This is a genomic window from Brassicibacter mesophilus, assembly GCF_050433385.1.
GTDB classification, from domain to species: Bacteria; Bacillota; Clostridia; order Tissierellales; family Proteiniboraceae; genus Brassicibacter; species Brassicibacter mesophilus.
Window position 1 is genome coordinate 65432 of record NZ_JBNPXI010000008.1, and the last position, 20126, is coordinate 85557.

Here is a 20126-nt window from a genome sequence, read left to right on the forward strand (position 1 = left end):
ACTATTCCTCTATTTTAACTAATATGCTTTTTCCATTTTTATAACCTTCAAGTTCTTTAACGACTCCTGTTACAGCATTTTTTAAAAGCTTTTGAACAAATGGTACCATCATAATTTCGTTATCATCTATATATAGCTTTACTTTACTATCTGAAATAACACAGTCCTGACTACTCGCTTTCCCTTTTAATATTTTAGCTCCTAACTCTCTGCAGCTACCTCCACATTCTCCACAGCATTCTTCTGGAAAATCAGGTAATCTTTCATATACCTTTTCTTCTATTAAATCAACTAGCTTTTCCACGTTATCAATAGTATTTATTACTGGTATACCATTGAATTCGTCTATTTCGTTGGCAATCCTTCCAGATATAGCAAAAACTAAATCATCCATCCTATCTATTATCTCCTGCTTTGTATGAGCTGTTATAATCTTTGGTACATTTGCATCTGTTACTCCTTCAAGTACTACAATTTCGTGATCATAGAATCTTAGTATTTCATCGACTGACAGCTTCTCTGGGAAAAGTACATCTGTCTCATGATATCCTCTAGCTGTCACTAGCTCCGACCCTGCTTGTCTATGTCTGTATGAATTTGAACCTTCCTGATCAATAGCAAACTGGTCAAAGTGTATTTCCTTAACAGAACCTACAGAATATCTTCTTTTTTTTAATTCTTTAATAATATTCTCTATTGTTGTTGTCTTTCCTGACTGAGTTATCCCAATTACTGAAAAAACCTTCATTTGAATCCTCCTTGGCTAAATAATATTAAAATACTTAACTGCTATAGTTAAAGTAGTTAATATACTTAATGATATAACGATATAATCTACATGGGACATTTTTAGTGTCATATAGCTTGTCCTATCAGGGTATGCTCTAAATGCACGCATCTCCATTGCGACTGACAACTTTTGCGCCTTTATTATAGTACCTGCAACTACAGGCATAAAAATATATGAATAAATCTTTATTTTCTTACCTAATTGTATTTTATCCAAAGGTATGCCCCTTAATTGAATTGCTGTAACAGCATCTTTTATTTCCTCTGTAAGCATTGGCAAAAACCTTATCCCAATAGAAACCATAAATGCTATCTCATATGGTATTTTCCATTGAACAAGTCCTTGGATTATTTCTCTCGAATTAGATGTGGTAATGATAACGGCAGAAAAAACAACTGTGAGCATTCTCAATATAAACTCCAGCCCCTTTATCATACCCCCTGTCGAAAGTATTGTGATGCTTTTTAATGCTACTAAAATCTCTCCTGATGGTGAAAATATACTTTGTACTATAGCTATCATGACAACAACCCATATTATTTTTTTTAACTTTTTCGTAGCAGAAAATAAGTCTCCTCTAAATACCTCTGCAATTATTAGTGTGGCAATAAAAACAGCACTTAAGATATAGATATTTTGAATAACAACAGCTAAAGTTGATATGCAAAGTACTATAACCAACTTTGTTCTAGGATCCATCTTGTGTTGTATCTTCAACAATCTCACCTCTATGCATTCTAATAATTCGGGAGCTTATGCTTTTTACGAATTCTTCATCATGGCTTATTATTGTCATACCTATGTCCTTTTCTTTCAACACTTTTAATACATCCAGTAATATTCTTCTTCTTTCCATATCAAGCCCTGTAGTAGGCTCATCGAGTACTAAGTATACTGGCTCGTTTACAAGAATAGCTGCTAAAGCAAGTCGCTCTTTTTCTCCATGACTTAGTTTAAAAGGAAATGATTTCCTAACTTCATTTAATTGGAATAGCGAAAGCATATCCTCTACCTTTGCTTTTATTTGCTCTTTATCATATCCCTTTAATTCACGCACAAATCCTATTTCATCCTCAACTGTAGCTGCAAATATTTGACGCTCTGGATTCTGAAATAAGTATCCAATCCTTTGACCAATTTCACCTAAGGACATATCACGAGTATCATTATCAAGAACAATAACGCTGCCCTTATTGGGCTTTAATATACCAACTAAAAGTTTTCCTAAGGTAGTCTTTCCACTGCCATTTGAACCTAGTATAGCAGTAACTTCTCTGCTGTTTATTTTAATATTAAATCTGTTTAAAATTGGTTTTTCTTTTATGTACTCAAAGCTTACATCTCTGAATTCTATATACTCCAAGTATTTTCCCCCTCTAAAGATTGCCACAGAACCTTTCTAACTTTCCTTCTTTTAATAGAACTACCTTATCTGCAATATCTAGATTATTGATATCATGCTCAACCATTACAATAGTCTTACCTTCATCTCTTAAACTCTTTATCACCTGTTTTATCCTCTGCTTTCCATCTTTATCAACTTGAGCCATTACTTCATCTAGTATCAAAATATCCGGCTTCAGACAAAGCACAGAAGCAATGGATATAAGCTGCTTCTGTCCTCCTGAAAGCTGGTTTGGGTTATCATATCTGTGATCTTGCATACCTACCAGGTAGAGAGATTCTTCTATTCTTCTACCGATTTCATCTCTATTTAAACAAAGATTCTCCGGACCAAATGCAAGCTCATCCTCTACTGTTGGTGAGAAAAGCTGAGTATCTGGATCCTGAAACACTACCCCTAGCTTTGTAGCTATTTGCGCTACTGACATATCTGTTGTAGAAATACCGTTTATTCTTACCTTACCGAACAAGTTTCCGCTAAATATGTGAGGTATTATACCTGATATACAATAACAAAGTGTACTTTTGCCTTTTCCACTAAGTCCAACTACAGCAACTACCTCACCTTTATCTATACATATATTTATTCCAGATAATATCTCTCTTTCAGAGCCATTATATCTAAAATGCAAATCTTCTATCTCTATCGGGAATGTCATTTTACCTCTATCTCCGTAACAAATTTGCACCATCTTTGGCTGAATTGATCCTTTCTAATTATTACCTGATAAGGGCCTTTTCCTCCATCTTCTTTTTTACCAAAAGACTTTCCATCCATTTCATATGCAAGATAAACATTATCATCATCTAATACTTCGTCTACCATTAATGCTACTGTATAACCGTCTACAGCTTTTACAATAATTTGTTCCTTACCTTCCAAGCTAATATTAGCGTGCCCAAAAACATTTTTCAAAGGAACTCCAGTGTACTTATGTTGTTCTGCTTCTTTTCCACTTGATTTCAGATTAGCTGAAAATTCTTTTTCTCCAAGCTGCTTAATTTCAGTCATATTAAATGTTACTTCATTATCTGATGACTTTAATGCTACTATAGCTTCGTCCTGCATCTTTTTCTTATCACCTAAACTATCTTTATTTAAAAATGCCGTAACAGCAACAATTAAAACTAACGCTATTATAGCTATAAAAACTTTATTTTTCATTACTCAATGCCCCCTTTTGTTAAAATATATGGAACAATAATATCTTCATATCTAAACTCACCATGAGAGCCGCCTTCTGTTGTTGAGTGCATACCATGGTCTGAAGTTATTATCACTCTTCCATTCCACTCAGAGATAAGTTTGCTTATATATTTGTCAGTGTTCTCTATTCTCTCCATAGTTTTTTCAGACAAGTCACCATTAGCATGTCCTGCATCATCTATTCCATGAAAATGAACTAACACAAGATCATGGGCTTCATCAATTGCTTTTAATGCACTTTCAAATACTTCATCATCTGTGGTACCATTCGAATTTTTATCTATATTTAGTATAGGTTCTATTTCTGTGTTTAATATTTTAATATTTCCTTCGATTAATGCAGTACTTTTATTTAACTTAATACATGCACCAAAAACTGATTCAGTCTTTAAGTCTTTTTGCTTTCTTGAATATACTCCGTTTTCTGCTGGACTTTTTCCTGTTATCATTGCAGCAAATCCTGCATTTGTAACTGGCTTATACACAGATGATGCTTTAACTGCATTTCCAATGCCTTTTAGAATAGGAGTTTTATTGTTTTCTATGGCATATTGATACTGGTGGTATCCAAATCCATCAAGATAAATCAATAATACTTTCTCATCATTTTTTAAGAAGTGAAGTGCATCATGGTATGAGTCGGTTATACTTATTGAAGGTGGATTTAGCATTATTCCCTTTACCTTTTCAATTTCTTTTTTCCCGTCTCCGTATATGTAGTTTATGTAGTTGTCCTTTACTTCAAAATATCCATTCACGTCATAATATCCATAACCACTTTCTTCTCCCATTATTAAAGCATTCTGTACATCTTGAACATTAACTACTTCCTCAAGAGTAAATATCTTTTTATGAGTATATATAGAAGTACTATATTCTCCTTTATCTCTATCAACTGTTGATTTTCCTTCAAAATATGGTAGCGTAGTTCTTTTATCTGAATATAACTGACCTACAGTAAAATTGGCTATATTTTCACTGTCTTTTATTATATTGATTCCAATATCTAGTGAATTTTCATTGGAAACAACTACTATTTCCTTAATCCTCTTTATGTTACTGCTTATTGGATGATTAAAGTTTATTGCCTCCCATCCATTCTCATCCGAAAATGTAATATAGCTTTTCTCTAAGTTTTTGTTCTCTATTTTTGCCATAAGCCCATCTTCTCCTAATAATAGTAGCTCACTAGACTCTTTTAATGGAGATGATTTATTAATTATGTCTTGGAGTTTAAAAGCTTTTATCTTATTGTCCTTATTTTCTATAGTAACTTTTCTAAATATATCGTCAAAGCTTTTTAATGTTACAACGTTGTTAACATCACCAACTACTTTTAATGGAGGTATGTATCCTATGTCTTGATTCATTACAGTATCAGACAATTTGCCGATGATAAAACCTAATACTAAAAGAATGGGTATTATAATTATCAGTCGTTTATTCAAATGTTCGCCTCCTTAACTATATACTTTCAGATATATTAAAATCTTTAAATTTATTAATTATCATATATGCTATAACTCCACCTAAGCCTCCTGATAAAGCGGCACTACTAAGACTTAACAGTAAAGGCACTAAGGGAAGCCTAAAAAATACTATATTGACTAGAAATGTTCCACTTATATTTGCAACTATTCCTGAAATAAAAAGACAACCGAGACAACAGCCTCGGTGTCGAGAAATCAATAATACAATATCGACAGCTAGTCCTGGAAGAATATATGTAAAAAAGCTCATTATCCCATGTGTTCCGAATATTCCAAGACTAATTACCATAATCGCTTGAACTACAGCAATAAGCGTAGCTGTCCCTCTTTTTCCAACCAATCCCGCTCCTAGCACTATCCACATCATATAAAAACCTCCTGCTATAGCACCACCAGGTATGTACAGTGGACCTGTTATGATATGTGCAAGTGGAACAACAACCGGCTTAGTTGCTATTCCTAAGGCAGCCATCATAGCTATCACTACGAGATTGAATACGGAAAATCCATTAAAAAACTTTCGACCCCACATGATATTTCCTCCAGCCTATTTGTTTACTTTTATTTTAGCTACATTCTTTATCCACCAGTTAGCTCCTTTGCCATCAACTACAAGCTGTACTGGTCCATCTTCACTGCCAAGCTTTTGTCCATCAACAGTAGTCCCTAATATTGTTTTATCACTGTTTACTAAGTCAGGTGTATATTCCTTAGAGTATCCGTCTGCCGCTTCTACTATAATTGTAGTAAAGCTTTCTACTCCGGTAGTTTCAAGTACTTTAGATAATAGGGTACCTGTCCAGCTTTGCTCTGTCTCACTTCCATCTTTCTTTTTCATCGTTGCTTTAATATCTACTTGTCCAGCTTTATCTGTGTCTAGATTTGTGAATTCAACAGTTTTACCATCAGCAGTTTCTATTGATATCGTCCATTCTGGTTTTTGCTCTGTTTGGGCTGGTTCTCCATTGCTACAAGCAGTAAAAGCTAGAACTGTCATAATAAGCACTAATAAAATTGATAATTTTCTTTTCATTTATATTGCCCCCTTTTATAATATAGCTTAGCATGCAATTTTAAAATCTCTTCTTCTTAAGTGTAAGTTAAACTAAAATTCATCTAAAGTTTAAAACTTCTCTGAATTAAGTTTCACTTTATTTTACAGCTTCTATTGATAGAAGCTTTTTAACTGAAGTACTCTTATCTAATCCTTCAAAATATACTCTTACAACATTATCTTTCTTATATACTACACCTTTATCTATATCTGACGAAGATATTTCGACACTGTATCCATCGTCTGATTTAAACACATACTTATCAAAAGCAGCCATTCCCACTTCATCGAAGATGTCTTTTAAAGCTACTCCTATCTTATCTCCATAAGTTTTGGATTCAAGTGTTTTTAGAGCTTCATCTACACTTAAAAATCCTGTGTTATCACAACCAAACCATAGTATGTGTTTTACATGCATTCCTTTAGGCATATCTGGGGATAGAAATAGTGGAGCTTCTTCTCCAGTTACTTTGATATATCCGGTTTTAAATACTTCTGTTGTTTCATTTTTTTCTAGTCCATCACTTGATTTTATGTATATTCTGTCAAAGTTTTTACTATTAACAAATTGTTCCATAATTTCAGCACTCTTTACTGCTTTATCTACACTTTCATAGTATGTATAATCATACTGGTTAAGTATTTGTGTAGCTGTATCAAACACTATTAACTTCTGCGTCTCATCCTTTTCTATGTTCTTTATGATTTCAATTTCACTTAGATTTCTAACCCAATACATTGCTCTTTCATCTGGCACTACTATTCTTATAGGCTTGCTCTTTTCGTCTAACGGCTTTCCATCTATTTCGTATGCCAATATAACATCTCTGCTTTTTAAAACCTCACTAGGAACATCTATAGAGTATCCATCTCCTGCAACTAGTCTTATTCCAGCTAGGTCCTTCTGAGACTTATTGTATTTTTGAAGTATGGTTTCAAATAATGCTCCTGTAGCCTTATATTTCTTCTCTTCTCCACTTGAACTTATGGAAATGACATCCTTCGTCACTGGTTCTACGCTTTTTATTTCTTCTATGTTTAATACTATGACCTCATCCTGTAATCCTGATATAGCTATTATTTCAACATCTCCAACTACATCAATAGGTTCATTGCTCTTTGCACATGCCGCAATGGACAAAGCAAGTATTAAAGACATAATTAATATAACTAGCTTTTTCAAGCTTTTTACCCCCTTTTTATTTATTCATCTTCATATAGTTTGCTAATGAAAGGTTCACTCCGTTTACAACTGCTTCACTGCTTATTGTAGCTCCTGTAACGGCTACTATTTCATTTGGTCTTTCCGCTATTATTTTCACTGTCTTAAGCTGCCTATCTGCATTTTTGTTGTTAAATCTGTCCAGAAACCATTCCTCTGTTATATACCCTCCATATGCTTCTGTCTCATTATGACTTAGAATCTGTATATCTGTAACTTCATCTAAATCCATATCTATACTGGTTATCAGCTTAATGGTCCCTTTGTAACCCTTTACTCTAACAATCTGCACTATCTCTTCATTTTCATTTATAGTATTTAAAGCTTTATATACTCTTATAATATCTCTATTCTCATATTGCTTTAGCCTTGATACATTCTCATATTTGTCATCTAAATCATATGAAGAATATAACTGTATATAGCCAAAAAACAAAGATATACATAGTATGCCTGCTACAATTATAATTATCTGTCTCTTGCCTTTGAAAAAAATCACCCCCAAAAAACAAAAATAGCTTCCTCCATAGTAGAAGAAGCATATAATTTCATAAGCATAAAAATACAGAATGTTTATTATAACATCTGTTGAAAAATTTATGTCTTATTACTATCTCCTTTCCACAACGGGAGGCATGAAAGTTTCCAATCACACCCTGCCGGCTTGTTTACCATAGACTTAAGAATCAACAGGTACTTCAAGCTCGGAGACTTGTGTTTTCTTTTATATTATATTGTTTAAAATATTTTGTCAATATTGTAACAAGTTAACTACAAATCCACAATAACTAGTTAATACTACTTTTTACTTTTGACTCTTTTTAATCGAAAGAAATCCTCCCTTTCTTTTTCTTCAAGAACCTCTTGAATAAATTTTATTTGTGTTGTATACTTTGGAATCTGTATTTTTTCTAGTGCGTTAGCTCTCTTTTGCGTTTTTTCAATCTCCATTGCTAGTTTAAATACTGAATTCTCTATCTCTGCAAGTTCATATATAAGATATTTTACTTCAGTAAACTTAGCTATAGCTGTATCTAAAACTGGATTAGTCCTAAAAAAACCATATTGAGGATCAAGTTTTTCTTTCTCATATATCACCTTAGGAATTTCTACACCCATGACACTTTTTAACAAAATATCAAATTCTTCTTCTTTTGGTATTGAAAGTGAAATTTCTTCTACATTATTTACTCCAAGAGTTATATTTACAAATTCTAAAGCCCTATATGCCTCTTTAAATGTAATCGAAACTCTGTCTTGAACCTCTTTAGCTTTGTCTATAAGAGACATCATCTCTTTTATAAGAACAGTCCTTTTTTTATCTAGCAGCTCAAAGCCTTTTTTTGAGAACTCTAATGAGTTCTTAGCTTTTATAAGGTTCGATTTTGTTGGAGCAGCATTTATAGCCATATAAATACTTCCTTTCGCTATTTGTTTATATACTTCTCTATCAGCTTCGGATCAATTCTGTCTAGCTCTTCAACAGGAAGAATAGATAGTATCTCCCATGCTAAGTCTAACGTATCTTCTATATTTCTATTTTCATCGAAATCCTGATTAATGAACTTAGCTTCAAAAACTCTTCCGAACTCCATGTATTTTCTATCAGTTTCAGAAAGATCATCTTCTCCTATGATTTGAGATAGAGCTCTTACCTCCTGTACCTTCGAATATGACGAAAATAACTGATTTGCAACCTCAGGATGATCTTCACGTGTAAATCCTTCTCCTATTCCATCCTTCATCAGTCTAGAAAGAGACGGTAGAATATTTACTGGTGGATATACGTTTTTCTGATAAAGCTCTCTTCCTAAAACAATCTGACCCTCTGTTATATATCCAGTAAGGTCTGGAACTGGATGTGTGATATCATCATTAGGCATAGTTAAAATAGGTAACAGCGTTATAGAGCCATCTGTATCTTTTAACATTCCTGCTCGCTCATATAATGATGCTAGATCAGAGTAAAGATATCCTGGATACCCTTTTCTGCTAGGTACTTCCTCTCTTGCTGAAGAAACCTCTCTTAGTGCCTCACTATAGCTTGTTATGTCTGTCATTATGACTAATACATGCATGTTTTTTTCAAAAGCTAAATACTCAGCAGCAGTTAATGCACATCTAGGAGTTGTTATTCTCTCTGCTATAGGATCATTTGCATAGTTGACATACATTACTACCCTGTTTAGTGCTTCAGACTCATCAAAGCTTTTTTTAAAGAAATCGGCATCATCATGTTTAACTCCAATGGCTGCAAAAACTATGGCAAAGTCATTATCTGCATCAGAGCTTATTTTTGCTTGCCTTACAATCTGAGCTGCTAACTCATTATGAGGTAACCCGTTGCCTGAAAATATAGGTAGTTTTTGTCCTCTAATCAAAGTCATTAGTCCATCTATTGATGATATGCCAGTCTGGATATAGTTTCTAGGATATTTTCTAGCTACAGGATTCATCGGTCTTCCATTTATATTATAGGTCTTTTCGCTGTAAATCTCTCCACCATTATCTATTGGATGTCCAATACCATTGAAGACTCTACCTAAAATCTCCTTTGAAAGAGGTATTTTAAAAGGCTGTCCGGTAAAGCTCACTGTAGTATTTTTAGTTGACATTCCTGCTGTTGATTCAAAGACTTGAACGATTACCTTATCTTCTTCAATTTTAATTACTCTTCCCATTCTACTTTTATGACCTTCAACTTTTATCTCAATAATCTCTCCATAAACAGCATTTTGTATGTCTGATAGCTCTATTAAAGGCCCTTCTATCCTATCGAGTGCCATATATTCCTTCTTCATACCACCACATCCCTATTCGTTAGAGTATTTAGCCTCAAGTTTATCATAAAACTCATCTATCTTATTTCTTAAGTCATTTATTCCTTCTAGATTATCGTTAGGAATACTATATTTCATCTTGATTACATCATTAAATATTTCATCATCCTTTACTTGAGAAATTGGAGCTCCTTTTTTTACTAATGCATAGCTTCTATCATAAAGATAGCTTATCAGCTTTAACATCTCATATTGCTTTTTAAGTGGAACATATGTATCTTCCTTATGAAATGCGTTTTGCTGCAAAAAACCTATTCTCAAGACCTTAGATATCTCAAGAATAACTCTCTGATCATCCGGCAAGACATCTTCTCCTACAAGTAACACTATCTCTTGAAGCTTATTTTCTTCATGCAGTATTTCTAACATTTTGGCTCTTAACTTCATCATATCTTCAGCTACATTTTCCTCATACCATGCTTTCAAGGTCTTAACATAACCACTGTAGCTTGTTAACCAGTTTATAGCAGGAAAATGCCTTGCATGCGCAAGCTCTCTGTCTAGTCCTAGAAATACATTGACAAACCTTTTTGTATTTTCAGTTACAGGCTCTGAGAAGTCTCCACCTGCAGGTGACACTGCTCCTATGATAGTAACTGAACCGTCTTTGTTATTTAATGTATTTACATAACCCGCTCTTTCGTAGAATTCTGCAAGTCTAGATGGCAAATATGCTGGATACCCTTCCTCTGCAGGCATCTCTTCAAGTCTTCCAGAAATTTCTCGTAGAGCCTCGGCCCATCTTGATGTTGAATCTGCCATTATAGCCACATGATAACCCATATCTCTAAAATATTCGGCCATAGTTATTCCTGTATATATACTTGCTTCTCTGGCTGCAACAGGCATATTTGAAGTATTAGCTATTAAAATCGTTCTCTCCATTATTGGTTTCCCTGTTTTAGGGTCTATAAGTTCTGGAAAATCCTCTAGTACTTCAGTCATTTCATTTCCACGCTCACCACAGCCTACATAGACAATTATGTCTGCATCTGACCACTTAGCCAACTGATGTTGTGTCATAGTTTTTCCAGTTCCAAAGCCTCCTGGTATAGCTGCCGTACCACCTTTTGCTATCGGAAAAAACATGTCTAGTACCCTCTGACCAGTTATTAGAGGTCTATGAATAGTCATTCTTTCTTTTACAGGTCTTGCATCTCTTACAGGCCATTCTTGGTACATTTTTAAATTATGTTCATTATTTTTATCATCTTTTAATACTACAAGTACTTCTTCTATATTGTATTTACCACTTTTTTTAGCATTTACTACAGTCCCATTAATATTAGGAGGAACCATTATTTTGTGAATAATAAGTGAGGTTTCCTGTACCTCAGCAAATATCTGCCCTCCGCTTAGTTGTTCTCCTTCATTTACAAGCATATTAACTTCCCATTCTTTATCAATATCCAGAGATATAAGACCTATCCCTTCAGGAATGAATCCTTTAGACATATCGTTTATAGTTTTTAGTGGTCTTTCTATACCATCAAACATATTGCCCAGCATCCCTGGTCCGAGCTTCAGAGATAAAGGTCTTCCTGTGGATATAATCTTTTGATTTGTATTAAGCCCTTCAGTTTCCTCATATACTTGTACTGTTCCTATATCACCGTTAATAGTGATAACTTCTCCTATTAGTTTTTTATCTCCTACCATGACCATTTCTCTCATTTTAAAGCCTGCCATTTTCTTCCCCTGAATAACTGGACCATTAATCATTGTAACTATACCATTATTTTCATTCATCTTTGCCACCTGCTTTTTTCAACTCTTCATATAGTATCTGTCCAATTGTGCTTTTATTGTCCTCAATAACTGTTTTAATTGTAGCATCTATACGAATAGTCTTAGTCTTGTTTTCAGCAAATACTCCACCAATGATATCATATGTTGTAGGCATTATTTCAATATCTGATTGGTTAAAACCATTCTGTATAATAATATCTGTGAGTTTCTCGTTAAACCGCTCTGTATCTTTCTGTAAAAGGTACATACTAACTCCTTGTTCACCTTTTAGTGCTGACAAAACTTCTGAAACAGAGTTCATCAAATAAATTTCATATTCTGGCATATCAGTAAACTGTTTAGCTTTATTTTTAATTCCTTCAATAGTTCTATCCAATAATTCCTTTTTCTTAGCCAATATCTTGTTTTTAGCTTCACTTGTTACCTTTGATATTATTGTATTTTTTTCAACATTTGCTTTACTAACTCTGTTATTAATTAAATGTCTAGCCTTTTCTTCAATTTTTTCCTTATGATCCTGTATAATTTTTTCATTGTTTTTTTTCATTTCTTGAAGTTTTGTGTCTGATTCATTTTGCTCTTTTTCTAGTATCAGCTTTGAAAATATATTAAGCTTTTTTTCAACTGTTATCATCTAGAACTCACCTCATATTTTAAGACCTACTGATTCTCTAATATATTTAGTTATGAAATCACCTGCATATTCGAATCCATGTCTATCAGGTATTACAACTATTAGTGGAAAATCAAGCTTTGATTTAAATTCCATTATTTCGTCATTTGCTGTCTTTAGTATCTTTTCAGTTACTATGATGATTCCGATATCTTTATCATTTAATGCATTATTTAAACCATCCATTATCTCATTTTTTTCATGAACAACAACACCATGTATTCCCGCTAACCTCATTCCTAAAGCCGTATCTCTATTGTCACTTATTAAAAAAGATTTCATGGTATCACCTATAATCTACCTAATATCAATATAGAGACTATAAGTCCATATATAGCTATACCTTCTGCAAGTCCTACAAATATCAATGTTTTACCCAATATTTTGGGATCTTCGGAGACTGCTCCTAATGCAGAAGCACCAACTGCACCAACTGCATAACCAGCACCTATCGTTGCTAGTCCAGTGGATATAGCAGCAGCTATAAATCCTAATCCAGATGGATCAGCAGGCTGTGGACCCGATACAATTGCAGAAGCTATTTTAGGCATTAGAGTTATTATAGATGCAATTAATACAGGTATAAAAGTAAATAGGTTAAATCTCAATATTTTCTTAAGCTTACTCTTTGAAGTTTCATACTCTTTATAGAGCAAAAAAACGCCTGAACTAATAGTAAGTAAAACAATAATTATTGTTGAAGCCATAATAAATGTCATTTCAATTCCTCCTGTTTATCTTTATAGTTTTATCGGGTCAAACTCTATTCCTTCACCATTATAATATTTGCTAAAAAGCTCATAATATTCTAGTCTCAAGCCCTGTATAGATACAATAAGCCCCTCAAGGCATATAATTACTACATTTCCAATAATAAGTGTGATTATACTGCCTGTAAATGTGCCTATCAGCTTTGCAATAGTTTGAAAAGCTATAAACAGTCCAACATGCGTTAGAGCAAATGCTCCTACCCTAATGAATGACACTGTGTTACTAAGCATGCTTAGAAGTGTTTCAAGCATATCAAAGCTACTTTCAATATAATATGTCGATATGGATTCACTATAAAGAGGCCTCACCCCTAATATCAGGTTAGAAAGGGGCTCTTTGATTATCATCACTACTATCAGTCCTATTAACGTTAGTATTCCAGCAGTAGTTGGCATAATCTTATATTCTGTAAAGCTTCCTACAACCAAAGCTAATAGAATTATATAGAATAGAAGTCCTGCTATTCCATTTCTCCCAAACAATCCATCTTCAATATTTTTGACTTTTATAGCGTTCGCAATACTGTATATATAGCTTACAAGCAATAAGAATATTCCGATTATTATAGCCCCAATGAGAACTACATTAATATTTTCATAAGGCCGTATAAGAATTGCTGGTATTATTTCTTCAAAACCAAAGATTGATCCATATAATAGTCCAAAAATCATGGAACTTATGCCAAGACGGTTTAGTATAGCCCCAATTAATTTATAGCTTTCCTTTCTATTTAATAATATCCCTGCTAGAAATAATACAAATCCTTGCCCTAGATCTCCAAACATCGTCCCGAACAAAAGCATATATGTAGTACCTAGAAACACAGTAGGATCTAATTCCCTATATGACGGTATTCCATACATCTTTACTAGATATTCAAACGGAGCAAATATGATGTTGTTTTTAAGCTTTGTAGGCGGTTGGAACCCTTCTTTAAATTCATCAGTATCTTTAAATGCTATAATCAAATCATCATGCTTTTCTAAACTTTTCTTTATCTTTTTCTGATCTTTTTCAGGCACCCATCCTGAAAAATAAAAAAAGTTCTTAGTTGAAACCATTTGATTCTTTACTTCTCTTATTTTCTGTTCCATTTTAAGTCTGCTATAGGATGCTTCAATTTTATTGTAATATTTACGTCTTAGCTCCAAGAAGCTTTTATTTAATTTATTAAGTTTATCCTCTAGCTCTTTTCTCTCTAACTCAAGTTTATCAACTATTTCTGCCGGAGTTCCAAATAAGTCATCAGGTATTTCAATCCTATTAAAATTAAGAGATCTGAGTATTCTATTCGTTTCCTGCTCCAATTCCTTTGGAGATATTACTAGATATACTTCCCCTGTTTTACTGCTTCCAGTATGAAGCACGATTGCAGATATATTTTCATAATTTTTCTTAAGTTTTAGTCTATCTTCCTTTGATAGTACCCCAAATGTATAAGAAAAGTGTTCTAGGCTTGATAGCTTTTCAATATTAACATTTAAATCTTTGACGTATACAAAGCTTCTATGAAATTCACCTATTTTTTTTATTTTCTTTTTAACCATATTTATCTCGTTATATGGTTCAGTTAAAGCTGAATAAGCTTCATCAATATCTGTAACTGTATTGTTAAAATCATATGACTTTTGTATATATTGTGTTCTTGCTTTAAATTCACTACCATATATCTCAACTAGCATGTTCATCTTTTTCTCAGTATCAGTATAGCTTTTTTCCTGGTGTATTGGACTTATCATAGACATATCAAGCAGTTCATTAACATTTTCCTCCATAAAACTCAACGTAAAATGACTTTCTTTTATTTCGTTAAACGCATTAACCACATCTATGTTGCCCATTAGTACTATTTCCTTTGACACATGATTGATGTTTTCAACAAGTCCTACAACATTCATCATGGTCATCCTTTCTATAGCCATCTATTCATCACTTCCTTTGATCCGCCTTATAAGATATTTGCTAATTTCATTTTCATTTAATCCATACCTTATGGCCTCAGTTATAGAAATGATATCTCTCATTTCATATTCTAATAAGTGCATATATACTATAGCAGTAATAATGTCCATTTTCCCTTTATGATAATAATCTACAAATTGAAAATAAAGATATCTTTCTATCCTTCTCTCCATAAATAAATCTAAAGTATAAGCATTATCAAATAAAAATCCATATCTTGTATCTATCATTCTATTTATGAGTTCATTTTCATTTTTTGAATAGCATAGCTCCTTTATTGTATTATATTTGAGAGAATAGCCATTCATTATTGTATAGTTAATGAGTTCTTCAGGTGAAAGCTTAAAAAACTTAAGGCCTCTGTATATCCATTCAAGATTAAATAAATCAATATTTTTACCCAATAGGATTTTGAAAGCTTCCTCGTCCTTTCTATCAAGCTTTTCACTTTGGTTATAAAGCATCTTAAAATATAGTTTATCTAGGCTCATCTCAACATAAAATAAAAGCTTGGTTCCACTCTCATTAGTAAAAGGCTTAAGAACATCATAGTATATAGTTTCTTTAAGGTTATTTACAAAATCTTCAATAGTTTTTGAATGTACTAAAACCTCATGATTTACCGTACTATATATTCCCGAATAGACTACTAGCTTACGAACAGCGTCTAAACTCTCATTCCTAGCTACAGCTCTTAAGTAAAGCTTTATGTCTTCTATTTCATATCTAATAAACATAATCCTAAAAAGCTTTCTATATTCTTCGGTAAAATAGTGAATAAGCTTTTCGTATTGAATTATAACGTACTTCTTTAATAGCATCTCCAAATCTCTGCGGTGAATTTCAGCTACGTCTTTATCAGCTAATATCTTATTATAATGTGTGTGCTCTTTTAAGTAGGTTACTACTTCATCTACAGATTTTTTAGACAAAAGATTCTTAAAATCATCTTGTGTAAGCATTTGACCTTTCAAAACTCTTACCTTCGTGTTTATAGCTGCAAAACGTCTGATACTACTCATAACTTGCCACTCCTTATCGTCACCACTAAGTTTAATCAATTACTTGTTTATGTAGGCTTTGAAAAAAGCTTGTTGAATATTTTCCCTTCAAGCTCCTCTTCTATTCGAGAAAATGCATCATCTAATTTGCTATATTTGGCATTTCCCTTTACAGCTATTCTCTCTGCGCTTTCTTTTGCTTCCCTAATAATAGCATTGTACTCTTTTTCAGCCTGTTCACTTGCATCACTCATAATATCTTTTTCTAATTCATCTAAAGCTTTTTTCAGTTCTTTTTCATTGTTTCTAAGTGTTTCTTCAGTTTCTTTTTTAATACTTACGGCTTTTTCATCGATTTCCAGGATTTTATTAATAATATTTTCCAACACAATCACCCCATCTTATTATGCTGCTATTATTAAATAATTAGACATTTGTTTTATTTTTCCTGTATGTTATTTTTATTTATGGAATTATTTTATTTTTGTAGAAATAAATTGATAAGAAAAAAACTAGCTCACTAGTCCATATTATTTAACAGTTCCTTCATATCATATAATCTGACCTTACTTTTTCTCAATAAGCTGAAATATTCGATTATTACAACTATCACACCCTTTTGCTTTCAGCTCTTCAATATTTTTAACTTTTTCAGAAATTCCAACGTATATGTTTTGTCCACAGCTTTTACACTTATAGCATCGAACTGTTTTTTTTAATTCTCCAGTGTAAATTGCTCCCTTATAAAAAGTTTGCATTAAAGCCCTACTCCTACTAGTGGTCTTAAGGACAATCATCTGTCCCGTATTCCCGATTATCCCTGCCCCCTCATAAGTATTAAACGTAGCTAGTATTTTTGAAACTATGAGCCCCATATTCATAAAGCTTTTCTGCATAGTAAATTCAAAATCTGGTGATTTATGCGCATAAGAGAGAAAAATATGAAGACCACGTTCATTTTTTAAAGCTTCAATTCCCCTTGAAAGAAATAAGTTCATTCCATCAAGAGTATAAGGTGGATCAGTAAAAAAACAATCAAACTGATCTTTGAAATCTTTTGATAGTGGTTGCCTGAAGTCTATATATTCACACTTAATGGGAAGCTTTTCTTGTTCGGATATATTTCTTATATAAGTGAGGATTCTCTTGTCAATATCCATTACAAAAATTGTCGTATTACAGTACTTCATATTGATAAATAGCTTCTTCAATAAGAATCCTAAAGCTATACTTACTAAATCGTCATCTCCTATACATAAAATCTTCTTACCTATCAACGTATGATTTTTAAGACACAATATCGCTCTTTTTATTGCTGTATCCAAAGTACATTTTGATTGGTCTATAGAAACATCAGCTTGAGGCCGATTCAGGAATATTTCAATTAACGATTCTTTTATTTCACTAATCTCCTCACACTCATCCCATTGTTCATTAAATAATTTTAAGTATAAATCTTTGTTTAAACCACGAAAGCCTAGCTTATTTTCAATAAAGCGTCTCCCTTCTCCGGTGAGTCTAACACCTCTGTCTTGAACCAATAATTTATGTTTAATGCACTCTTTTTTTATTGCTGTAGCTATAGGAACAGGCAAAAGACTTTTTCTAGCCAACTCTTTAGTAGAAATACCTTCTTTAAAATATATATTGACCAATATATTTTCTATAGACTTTTTCCCATCTTCTATGTTTACATTTTCGTTTATTACCTTTAAATAATCCTCTGTTTCTGCTTTTTTTCTTGTTTTTATTTCATTCATGTTTTCTTGAATATATCTTTTATTCAATTTAGTATTCCTCCATATTATAATTAGTATATTTTTTATATAAACCTATCTGCAATACAATTATGAACTCACTAAGCTGTTTTTTTAATCTATCGCTATTAATTCTCTTAGTTCTAATTGCATTACACTTTATTTGCATCTAATACTAAAATAATCAATGTTGTTTATACTAACCAACTGAAGATCAGTTAAAATATGGATAAAAAAAAGCCATAGTAACACAAAGTCACTACAGCCTTTTATAGCTTACAGTATATTTAAACCTATTATTCTTCAAAAAATATATCTTTATATAATTCTAAATACTATGGATTACAGCTCTTAATAATACCATAATTAATTAAGAATAAATAACTTAATTTTTAAGAAAATGGAATTGAAAGATATTATGAAAAATAAAGAGAAGTCCATTCTGGACATAAAAATACCGTGACAGGCACGGTTTATTAATATACATGTTAACGCTGAATGCTATCCGTGTTCTAACTCATTTCCAAAAAACTTGTCAACAAACAAACCTAAAGCAATTTAGGTTTAAAAGTTTTTTAGAAGCAACTATTCAGTTGGCTAGTTAAGAACACTCTCTAACATACAACTCTCTCCAATATTTTTCTGATTTTATTGCATAAATATATCCAAGCTGTATTATAGCATATCTAAACATAATATGCAATACGTATAACTACTACTAGGATATTAGTAATTTTAATTCTGTATATAAGTAAACACAGCCCTTACATCTTTATTTTGATGTAAGAACTGTGTCCATTACTTTATTTTAATATTTCTATGGTATATCCCTTTTCCTCTAGGTTATGAAGTATAGTATTAGGCTGCGCCAAATGACCTGCTCCTACTACAATAAAGTATGTACCTTTTTCTTCTGATTCTAATAGCTGTGAAATTTTATCAGCCATTTTTTCATCTCTTATACCAAAAAGCATTTTAGTAAGCTCACTTTCATCACCTTCTGTTGCTTTTGTAAAGCTAGCAGAAAAGCCTTCAACGTCTCCTTTTCTCCAAAAATCCAACCATTCATCTAGTTGTTCTGATGAATTCTGAGCTTCCTCTACTGGAGGCGATAAAATATTATCTACAATCATAGTCAAGTACTCTTCTTGAAATTCTTGTGATAATCCATCAAACATGTCGGCTTGATATTGGATTCCCTCTAACTCATCAATTGGCTTTTGAGATAATAGAGCATTTATAATAAAATACATGTCAATTCCTAAGCCTGCAGACTGAGCACCTTGCTCCATATTTTCAGAATTACTCATGCTGATAACATTTAAGTTATTAGCTAAGCTCCAAGGCTTAAGTTTAGAGTATTCTTTTTCATCTATTCCATATTTCTCAAAAACTAGTAATACTTTTTCATAAAGTTCTTCACTTATGACATCTTTTAAAGTTGTATCATCTTGAAACATTGACTTTTGCATAAAATATGCAAGACCTTCTGCTTGATTTAATATATTAGCTTCTACCACCAAAGCATCTGCACTGTTAAAAAGCCCTTTCAGCTTTCTATCTATAGGATATATGTCGCTGCTACCAATATGAATAGATCCTAGAAGATAAACCACATTTCCATCATTTTCAACCTTCCAAACTAGACCCTTTGACCCTGCATTTGCTTGGTTATAAGTGTCCTCGATTAATCTAGTAGCAAATATAACGGCCTGTTCTGTAGTACAAGGTTGATCAAGATGCAAACCTGCTCCCATGCCTAGTACAACATGTTGTTTTTGGAGATAATCAATTGGTGTTCCCTCTAATTGTGGTAGCTTATATTGAGCTACTATATTATAAAAACGTTTTAATACATCTCCTCTAGTACCATCGCCAGTATATTCAGCTGGAGTAAAGTTATCATTCTTCTCCAAATTTAATACTGCAATTTTATTAGATGTAGTAGTCAACAAGCTCTCTAAACGTTCTTTTGAAATAGTATTTCTAAATTCTCCATCATACCACTCTATTGGATATATGCCATATTTCTCGCCTTCATTTAGTGCTTCGACTGCCCATCGGCTAATATTATCCGCAGGATTAGCCATTGCTGGCATAATGGTAGATAGCATCAACATCATTACCATGAAAGAAGTGATTAAAGTCTGCTTCCAGCCACGATTCCATATTCTCTTCATAATATACCCTCTCTTTCACCTTTTAA

The 20126-nt window shown here is 32.7% G+C and carries 21 protein-coding genes and 1 riboswitch; all 21 genes read right to left on the bottom strand.

Annotated features, from left to right (window positions below):
- Nucleotide 1: 1 nt before the first annotated feature.
- The 21 genes from mobB to HNR33_RS10650 all read right to left on the bottom strand — a co-directional run bounded on the left by mobB (nucleotide 2) and on the right by HNR33_RS10650 (nucleotide 20100).
- Nucleotides 2–748, bottom strand: a complete 747-nt coding sequence (mobB, locus tag HNR33_RS10550; protein WP_429083109.1) for a molybdopterin-guanine dinucleotide biosynthesis protein B — start codon at nucleotides 746–748, stop codon at nucleotides 2–4.
- Between the two features lie 15 nt (nucleotides 749–763).
- Nucleotides 764–1516 (bottom strand): energy-coupling factor transporter transmembrane component T family protein, encoded by a 753-nt coding sequence (locus HNR33_RS10555; protein WP_429083111.1) that lies wholly within the window; start codon nucleotides 1514–1516, stop codon nucleotides 764–766.
- Nucleotides 1479–2153: an energy-coupling factor ABC transporter ATP-binding protein gene (locus tag HNR33_RS10560; protein ID WP_429083113.1), complete on the bottom strand. Its 675-nt coding sequence runs from the start codon at nucleotides 2151–2153 to the stop codon at nucleotides 1479–1481. The genes HNR33_RS10555 and HNR33_RS10560 overlap by 38 nt, the downstream gene beginning before the upstream one ends.
- Before the next feature lie 13 nt (nucleotides 2154–2166).
- Nucleotides 2167–2853 carry an energy-coupling factor ABC transporter ATP-binding protein gene (locus HNR33_RS10565; protein ID WP_429083114.1) on the bottom strand — a complete coding sequence of 229 codons (687 nt, stop codon included), beginning with the start codon at nucleotides 2851–2853 and terminating at the stop codon, nucleotides 2167–2169.
- Nucleotides 2850–3359 (bottom strand): molybdopterin-dependent oxidoreductase, encoded by a 510-nt coding sequence (locus tag HNR33_RS10570; RefSeq protein WP_429083116.1) that lies wholly within the window; start codon nucleotides 3357–3359, stop codon nucleotides 2850–2852. The genes HNR33_RS10565 and HNR33_RS10570 overlap by 4 nt, the downstream gene beginning before the upstream one ends.
- Complete coding sequence (locus tag HNR33_RS10575; RefSeq protein ID WP_429083118.1) at nucleotides 3359–4849, bottom strand: alkaline phosphatase family protein; 1491 nt, start codon at nucleotides 4847–4849, stop codon at nucleotides 3359–3361. Before HNR33_RS10575 ends, HNR33_RS10570 begins: the two co-directional genes overlap by 1 nt.
- 16 nt (nucleotides 4850–4865) lie before the next feature.
- Nucleotides 4866–5423: an ECF transporter S component gene (locus tag HNR33_RS10580; protein WP_429083119.1), complete on the bottom strand. Its 558-nt coding sequence runs from the start codon at nucleotides 5421–5423 to the stop codon at nucleotides 4866–4868.
- Between the two features lie 15 nt (nucleotides 5424–5438).
- The gene (locus tag HNR33_RS10585) at nucleotides 5439–5924 is read right to left on the bottom strand and encodes a molybdopterin-dependent oxidoreductase (protein ID WP_429083121.1); all 486 of its coding nucleotides are present in this window, start codon (nucleotides 5922–5924) and stop codon (nucleotides 5439–5441) included.
- Between the two features lie 118 nt (nucleotides 5925–6042).
- Nucleotides 6043–7128: a molybdopterin-dependent oxidoreductase gene (locus HNR33_RS10590; protein ID WP_429083122.1), complete on the bottom strand. Its 1086-nt coding sequence runs from the start codon at nucleotides 7126–7128 to the stop codon at nucleotides 6043–6045.
- A 16-nt stretch (nucleotides 7129–7144) separates the two neighbouring features.
- Complete coding sequence (locus HNR33_RS10595) at nucleotides 7145–7666, bottom strand: RnfABCDGE type electron transport complex subunit G (RefSeq protein ID WP_429083124.1); 522 nt, start codon at nucleotides 7664–7666, stop codon at nucleotides 7145–7147.
- A 99-nt stretch (nucleotides 7667–7765) separates the two neighbouring features.
- A riboswitch (molybdenum cofactor riboswitch) is annotated at nucleotides 7766–7889 on the bottom strand.
- Nucleotides 7890–7965: 76 nt separating this feature from the next.
- Nucleotides 7966–8577, bottom strand: coding sequence for a V-type ATP synthase subunit D (locus HNR33_RS10600; RefSeq protein WP_429083125.1), 612 nt, complete (start codon nucleotides 8575–8577; stop codon nucleotides 7966–7968).
- 17 nt (nucleotides 8578–8594) lie between these two features.
- Entirely contained in the window at nucleotides 8595–9968 is a 1374-nt protein-coding gene (locus tag HNR33_RS10605; protein WP_429083126.1) for a V-type ATP synthase subunit B, read from the bottom strand.
- Nucleotides 9969–9980: 12 nt separating this feature from the next.
- Nucleotides 9981–11756 carry a V-type ATP synthase subunit A gene (locus HNR33_RS10610; protein WP_429083128.1) on the bottom strand — a complete coding sequence of 592 codons (1776 nt, stop codon included), beginning with the start codon at nucleotides 11754–11756 and terminating at the stop codon, nucleotides 9981–9983.
- Nucleotides 11749–12390, bottom strand: a complete 642-nt coding sequence (locus HNR33_RS10615; RefSeq protein ID WP_429083129.1) for a V-type ATP synthase subunit E — start codon at nucleotides 12388–12390, stop codon at nucleotides 11749–11751. The genes HNR33_RS10610 and HNR33_RS10615 overlap by 8 nt, the downstream gene beginning before the upstream one ends.
- Nucleotides 12391–12402: 12 nt before the next feature.
- On the bottom strand, nucleotides 12403–12711 hold the full coding sequence (locus HNR33_RS10620) for a V-type ATP synthase subunit F (protein ID WP_429083131.1): 309 nt from the start codon (nucleotides 12709–12711) through the stop codon (nucleotides 12403–12405).
- Between the two features lie 8 nt (nucleotides 12712–12719).
- Complete coding sequence (locus HNR33_RS10625) at nucleotides 12720–13148, bottom strand: ATP synthase subunit C (protein WP_429083133.1); 429 nt, start codon at nucleotides 13146–13148, stop codon at nucleotides 12720–12722.
- Between the two features lie 21 nt (nucleotides 13149–13169).
- Nucleotides 13170–15122 carry a V-type ATP synthase subunit I gene (locus HNR33_RS10630; protein ID WP_429083135.1) on the bottom strand — a complete coding sequence of 651 codons (1953 nt, stop codon included), beginning with the start codon at nucleotides 15120–15122 and terminating at the stop codon, nucleotides 13170–13172.
- Nucleotides 15123–16184 (bottom strand): V-type ATPase subunit, encoded by a 1062-nt coding sequence (locus HNR33_RS10635; RefSeq protein ID WP_429083137.1) that lies wholly within the window; start codon nucleotides 16182–16184, stop codon nucleotides 15123–15125.
- A 47-nt stretch (nucleotides 16185–16231) separates the two neighbouring features.
- Nucleotides 16232–16549 (bottom strand): hypothetical protein, encoded by a 318-nt coding sequence (locus HNR33_RS10640; RefSeq protein ID WP_429083139.1) that lies wholly within the window; start codon nucleotides 16547–16549, stop codon nucleotides 16232–16234.
- A gap of 180 nt (nucleotides 16550–16729) precedes the next feature.
- On the bottom strand, nucleotides 16730–17950 hold the full coding sequence (locus tag HNR33_RS10645) for a bis-aminopropyl spermidine synthase family protein (RefSeq protein ID WP_429083141.1): 1221 nt from the start codon (nucleotides 17948–17950) through the stop codon (nucleotides 16730–16732).
- A gap of 773 nt (nucleotides 17951–18723) precedes the next feature.
- Entirely contained in the window at nucleotides 18724–20100 is a 1377-nt protein-coding gene (locus tag HNR33_RS10650) for a TraB/GumN family protein (RefSeq protein ID WP_429083143.1), read from the bottom strand.
- Between the last annotated feature and the right edge of the window lie 26 nt (nucleotides 20101–20126).

Excerpts from the sequence above, each read along its gene's own strand:
- HNR33_RS10600 (WP_429083125.1), bottom strand. The coding sequence starts at position 8,577 with ATGGCTATAAATGCTGCTCCAACAAAATCGAACCTTATAAAAGCTAAG.
- HNR33_RS10610 (WP_429083128.1), bottom strand. The coding sequence starts at position 11,756 with ATGAATGAAAATAATGGTATAGTTACAATGATTAATGGTCCAGTTATT.
- HNR33_RS10570 (WP_429083116.1), bottom strand. The coding sequence starts at position 3,359 with ATGAAAAATAAAGTTTTTATAGCTATAATAGCGTTAGTTTTAATTGTT.
- HNR33_RS10630 (WP_429083135.1), bottom strand. The coding sequence starts at position 15,122 with ATGGCTATAGAAAGGATGACCATGATGAATGTTGTAGGACTTGTTGAA.
- HNR33_RS10635 (WP_429083137.1), bottom strand. The coding sequence starts at position 16,184 with ATGAGTAGTATCAGACGTTTTGCAGCTATAAACACGAAGGTAAGAGTT.
- HNR33_RS10650 (WP_429083143.1), bottom strand. The coding sequence starts at position 20,100 with ATGAAGAGAATATGGAATCGTGGCTGGAAGCAGACTTTAATCACTTCT.
- HNR33_RS10620 (WP_429083131.1), bottom strand. The coding sequence starts at position 12,711 with ATGAAATCTTTTTTAATAAGTGACAATAGAGATACGGCTTTAGGAATG.
- mobB (WP_429083109.1), bottom strand. The coding sequence starts at position 748 with ATGAAGGTTTTTTCAGTAATTGGGATAACTCAGTCAGGAAAGACAACA.
- HNR33_RS10625 (WP_429083133.1), bottom strand. The coding sequence starts at position 13,148 with ATGACATTTATTATGGCTTCAACAATAATTATTGTTTTACTTACTATT.
- HNR33_RS10615 (WP_429083129.1), bottom strand. The coding sequence starts at position 12,390 with ATGATAACAGTTGAAAAAAAGCTTAATATATTTTCAAAGCTGATACTA.
- HNR33_RS10565 (WP_429083114.1), bottom strand. The coding sequence starts at position 2,853 with ATGACATTCCCGATAGAGATAGAAGATTTGCATTTTAGATATAATGGC.
- HNR33_RS10580 (WP_429083119.1), bottom strand. The coding sequence starts at position 5,423 with ATGTGGGGTCGAAAGTTTTTTAATGGATTTTCCGTATTCAATCTCGTA.
- HNR33_RS10585 (WP_429083121.1), bottom strand. The coding sequence starts at position 5,924 with ATGAAAAGAAAATTATCAATTTTATTAGTGCTTATTATGACAGTTCTA.
- HNR33_RS10605 (WP_429083126.1), bottom strand. The coding sequence starts at position 9,968 with ATGAAGAAGGAATATATGGCACTCGATAGGATAGAAGGGCCTTTAATA.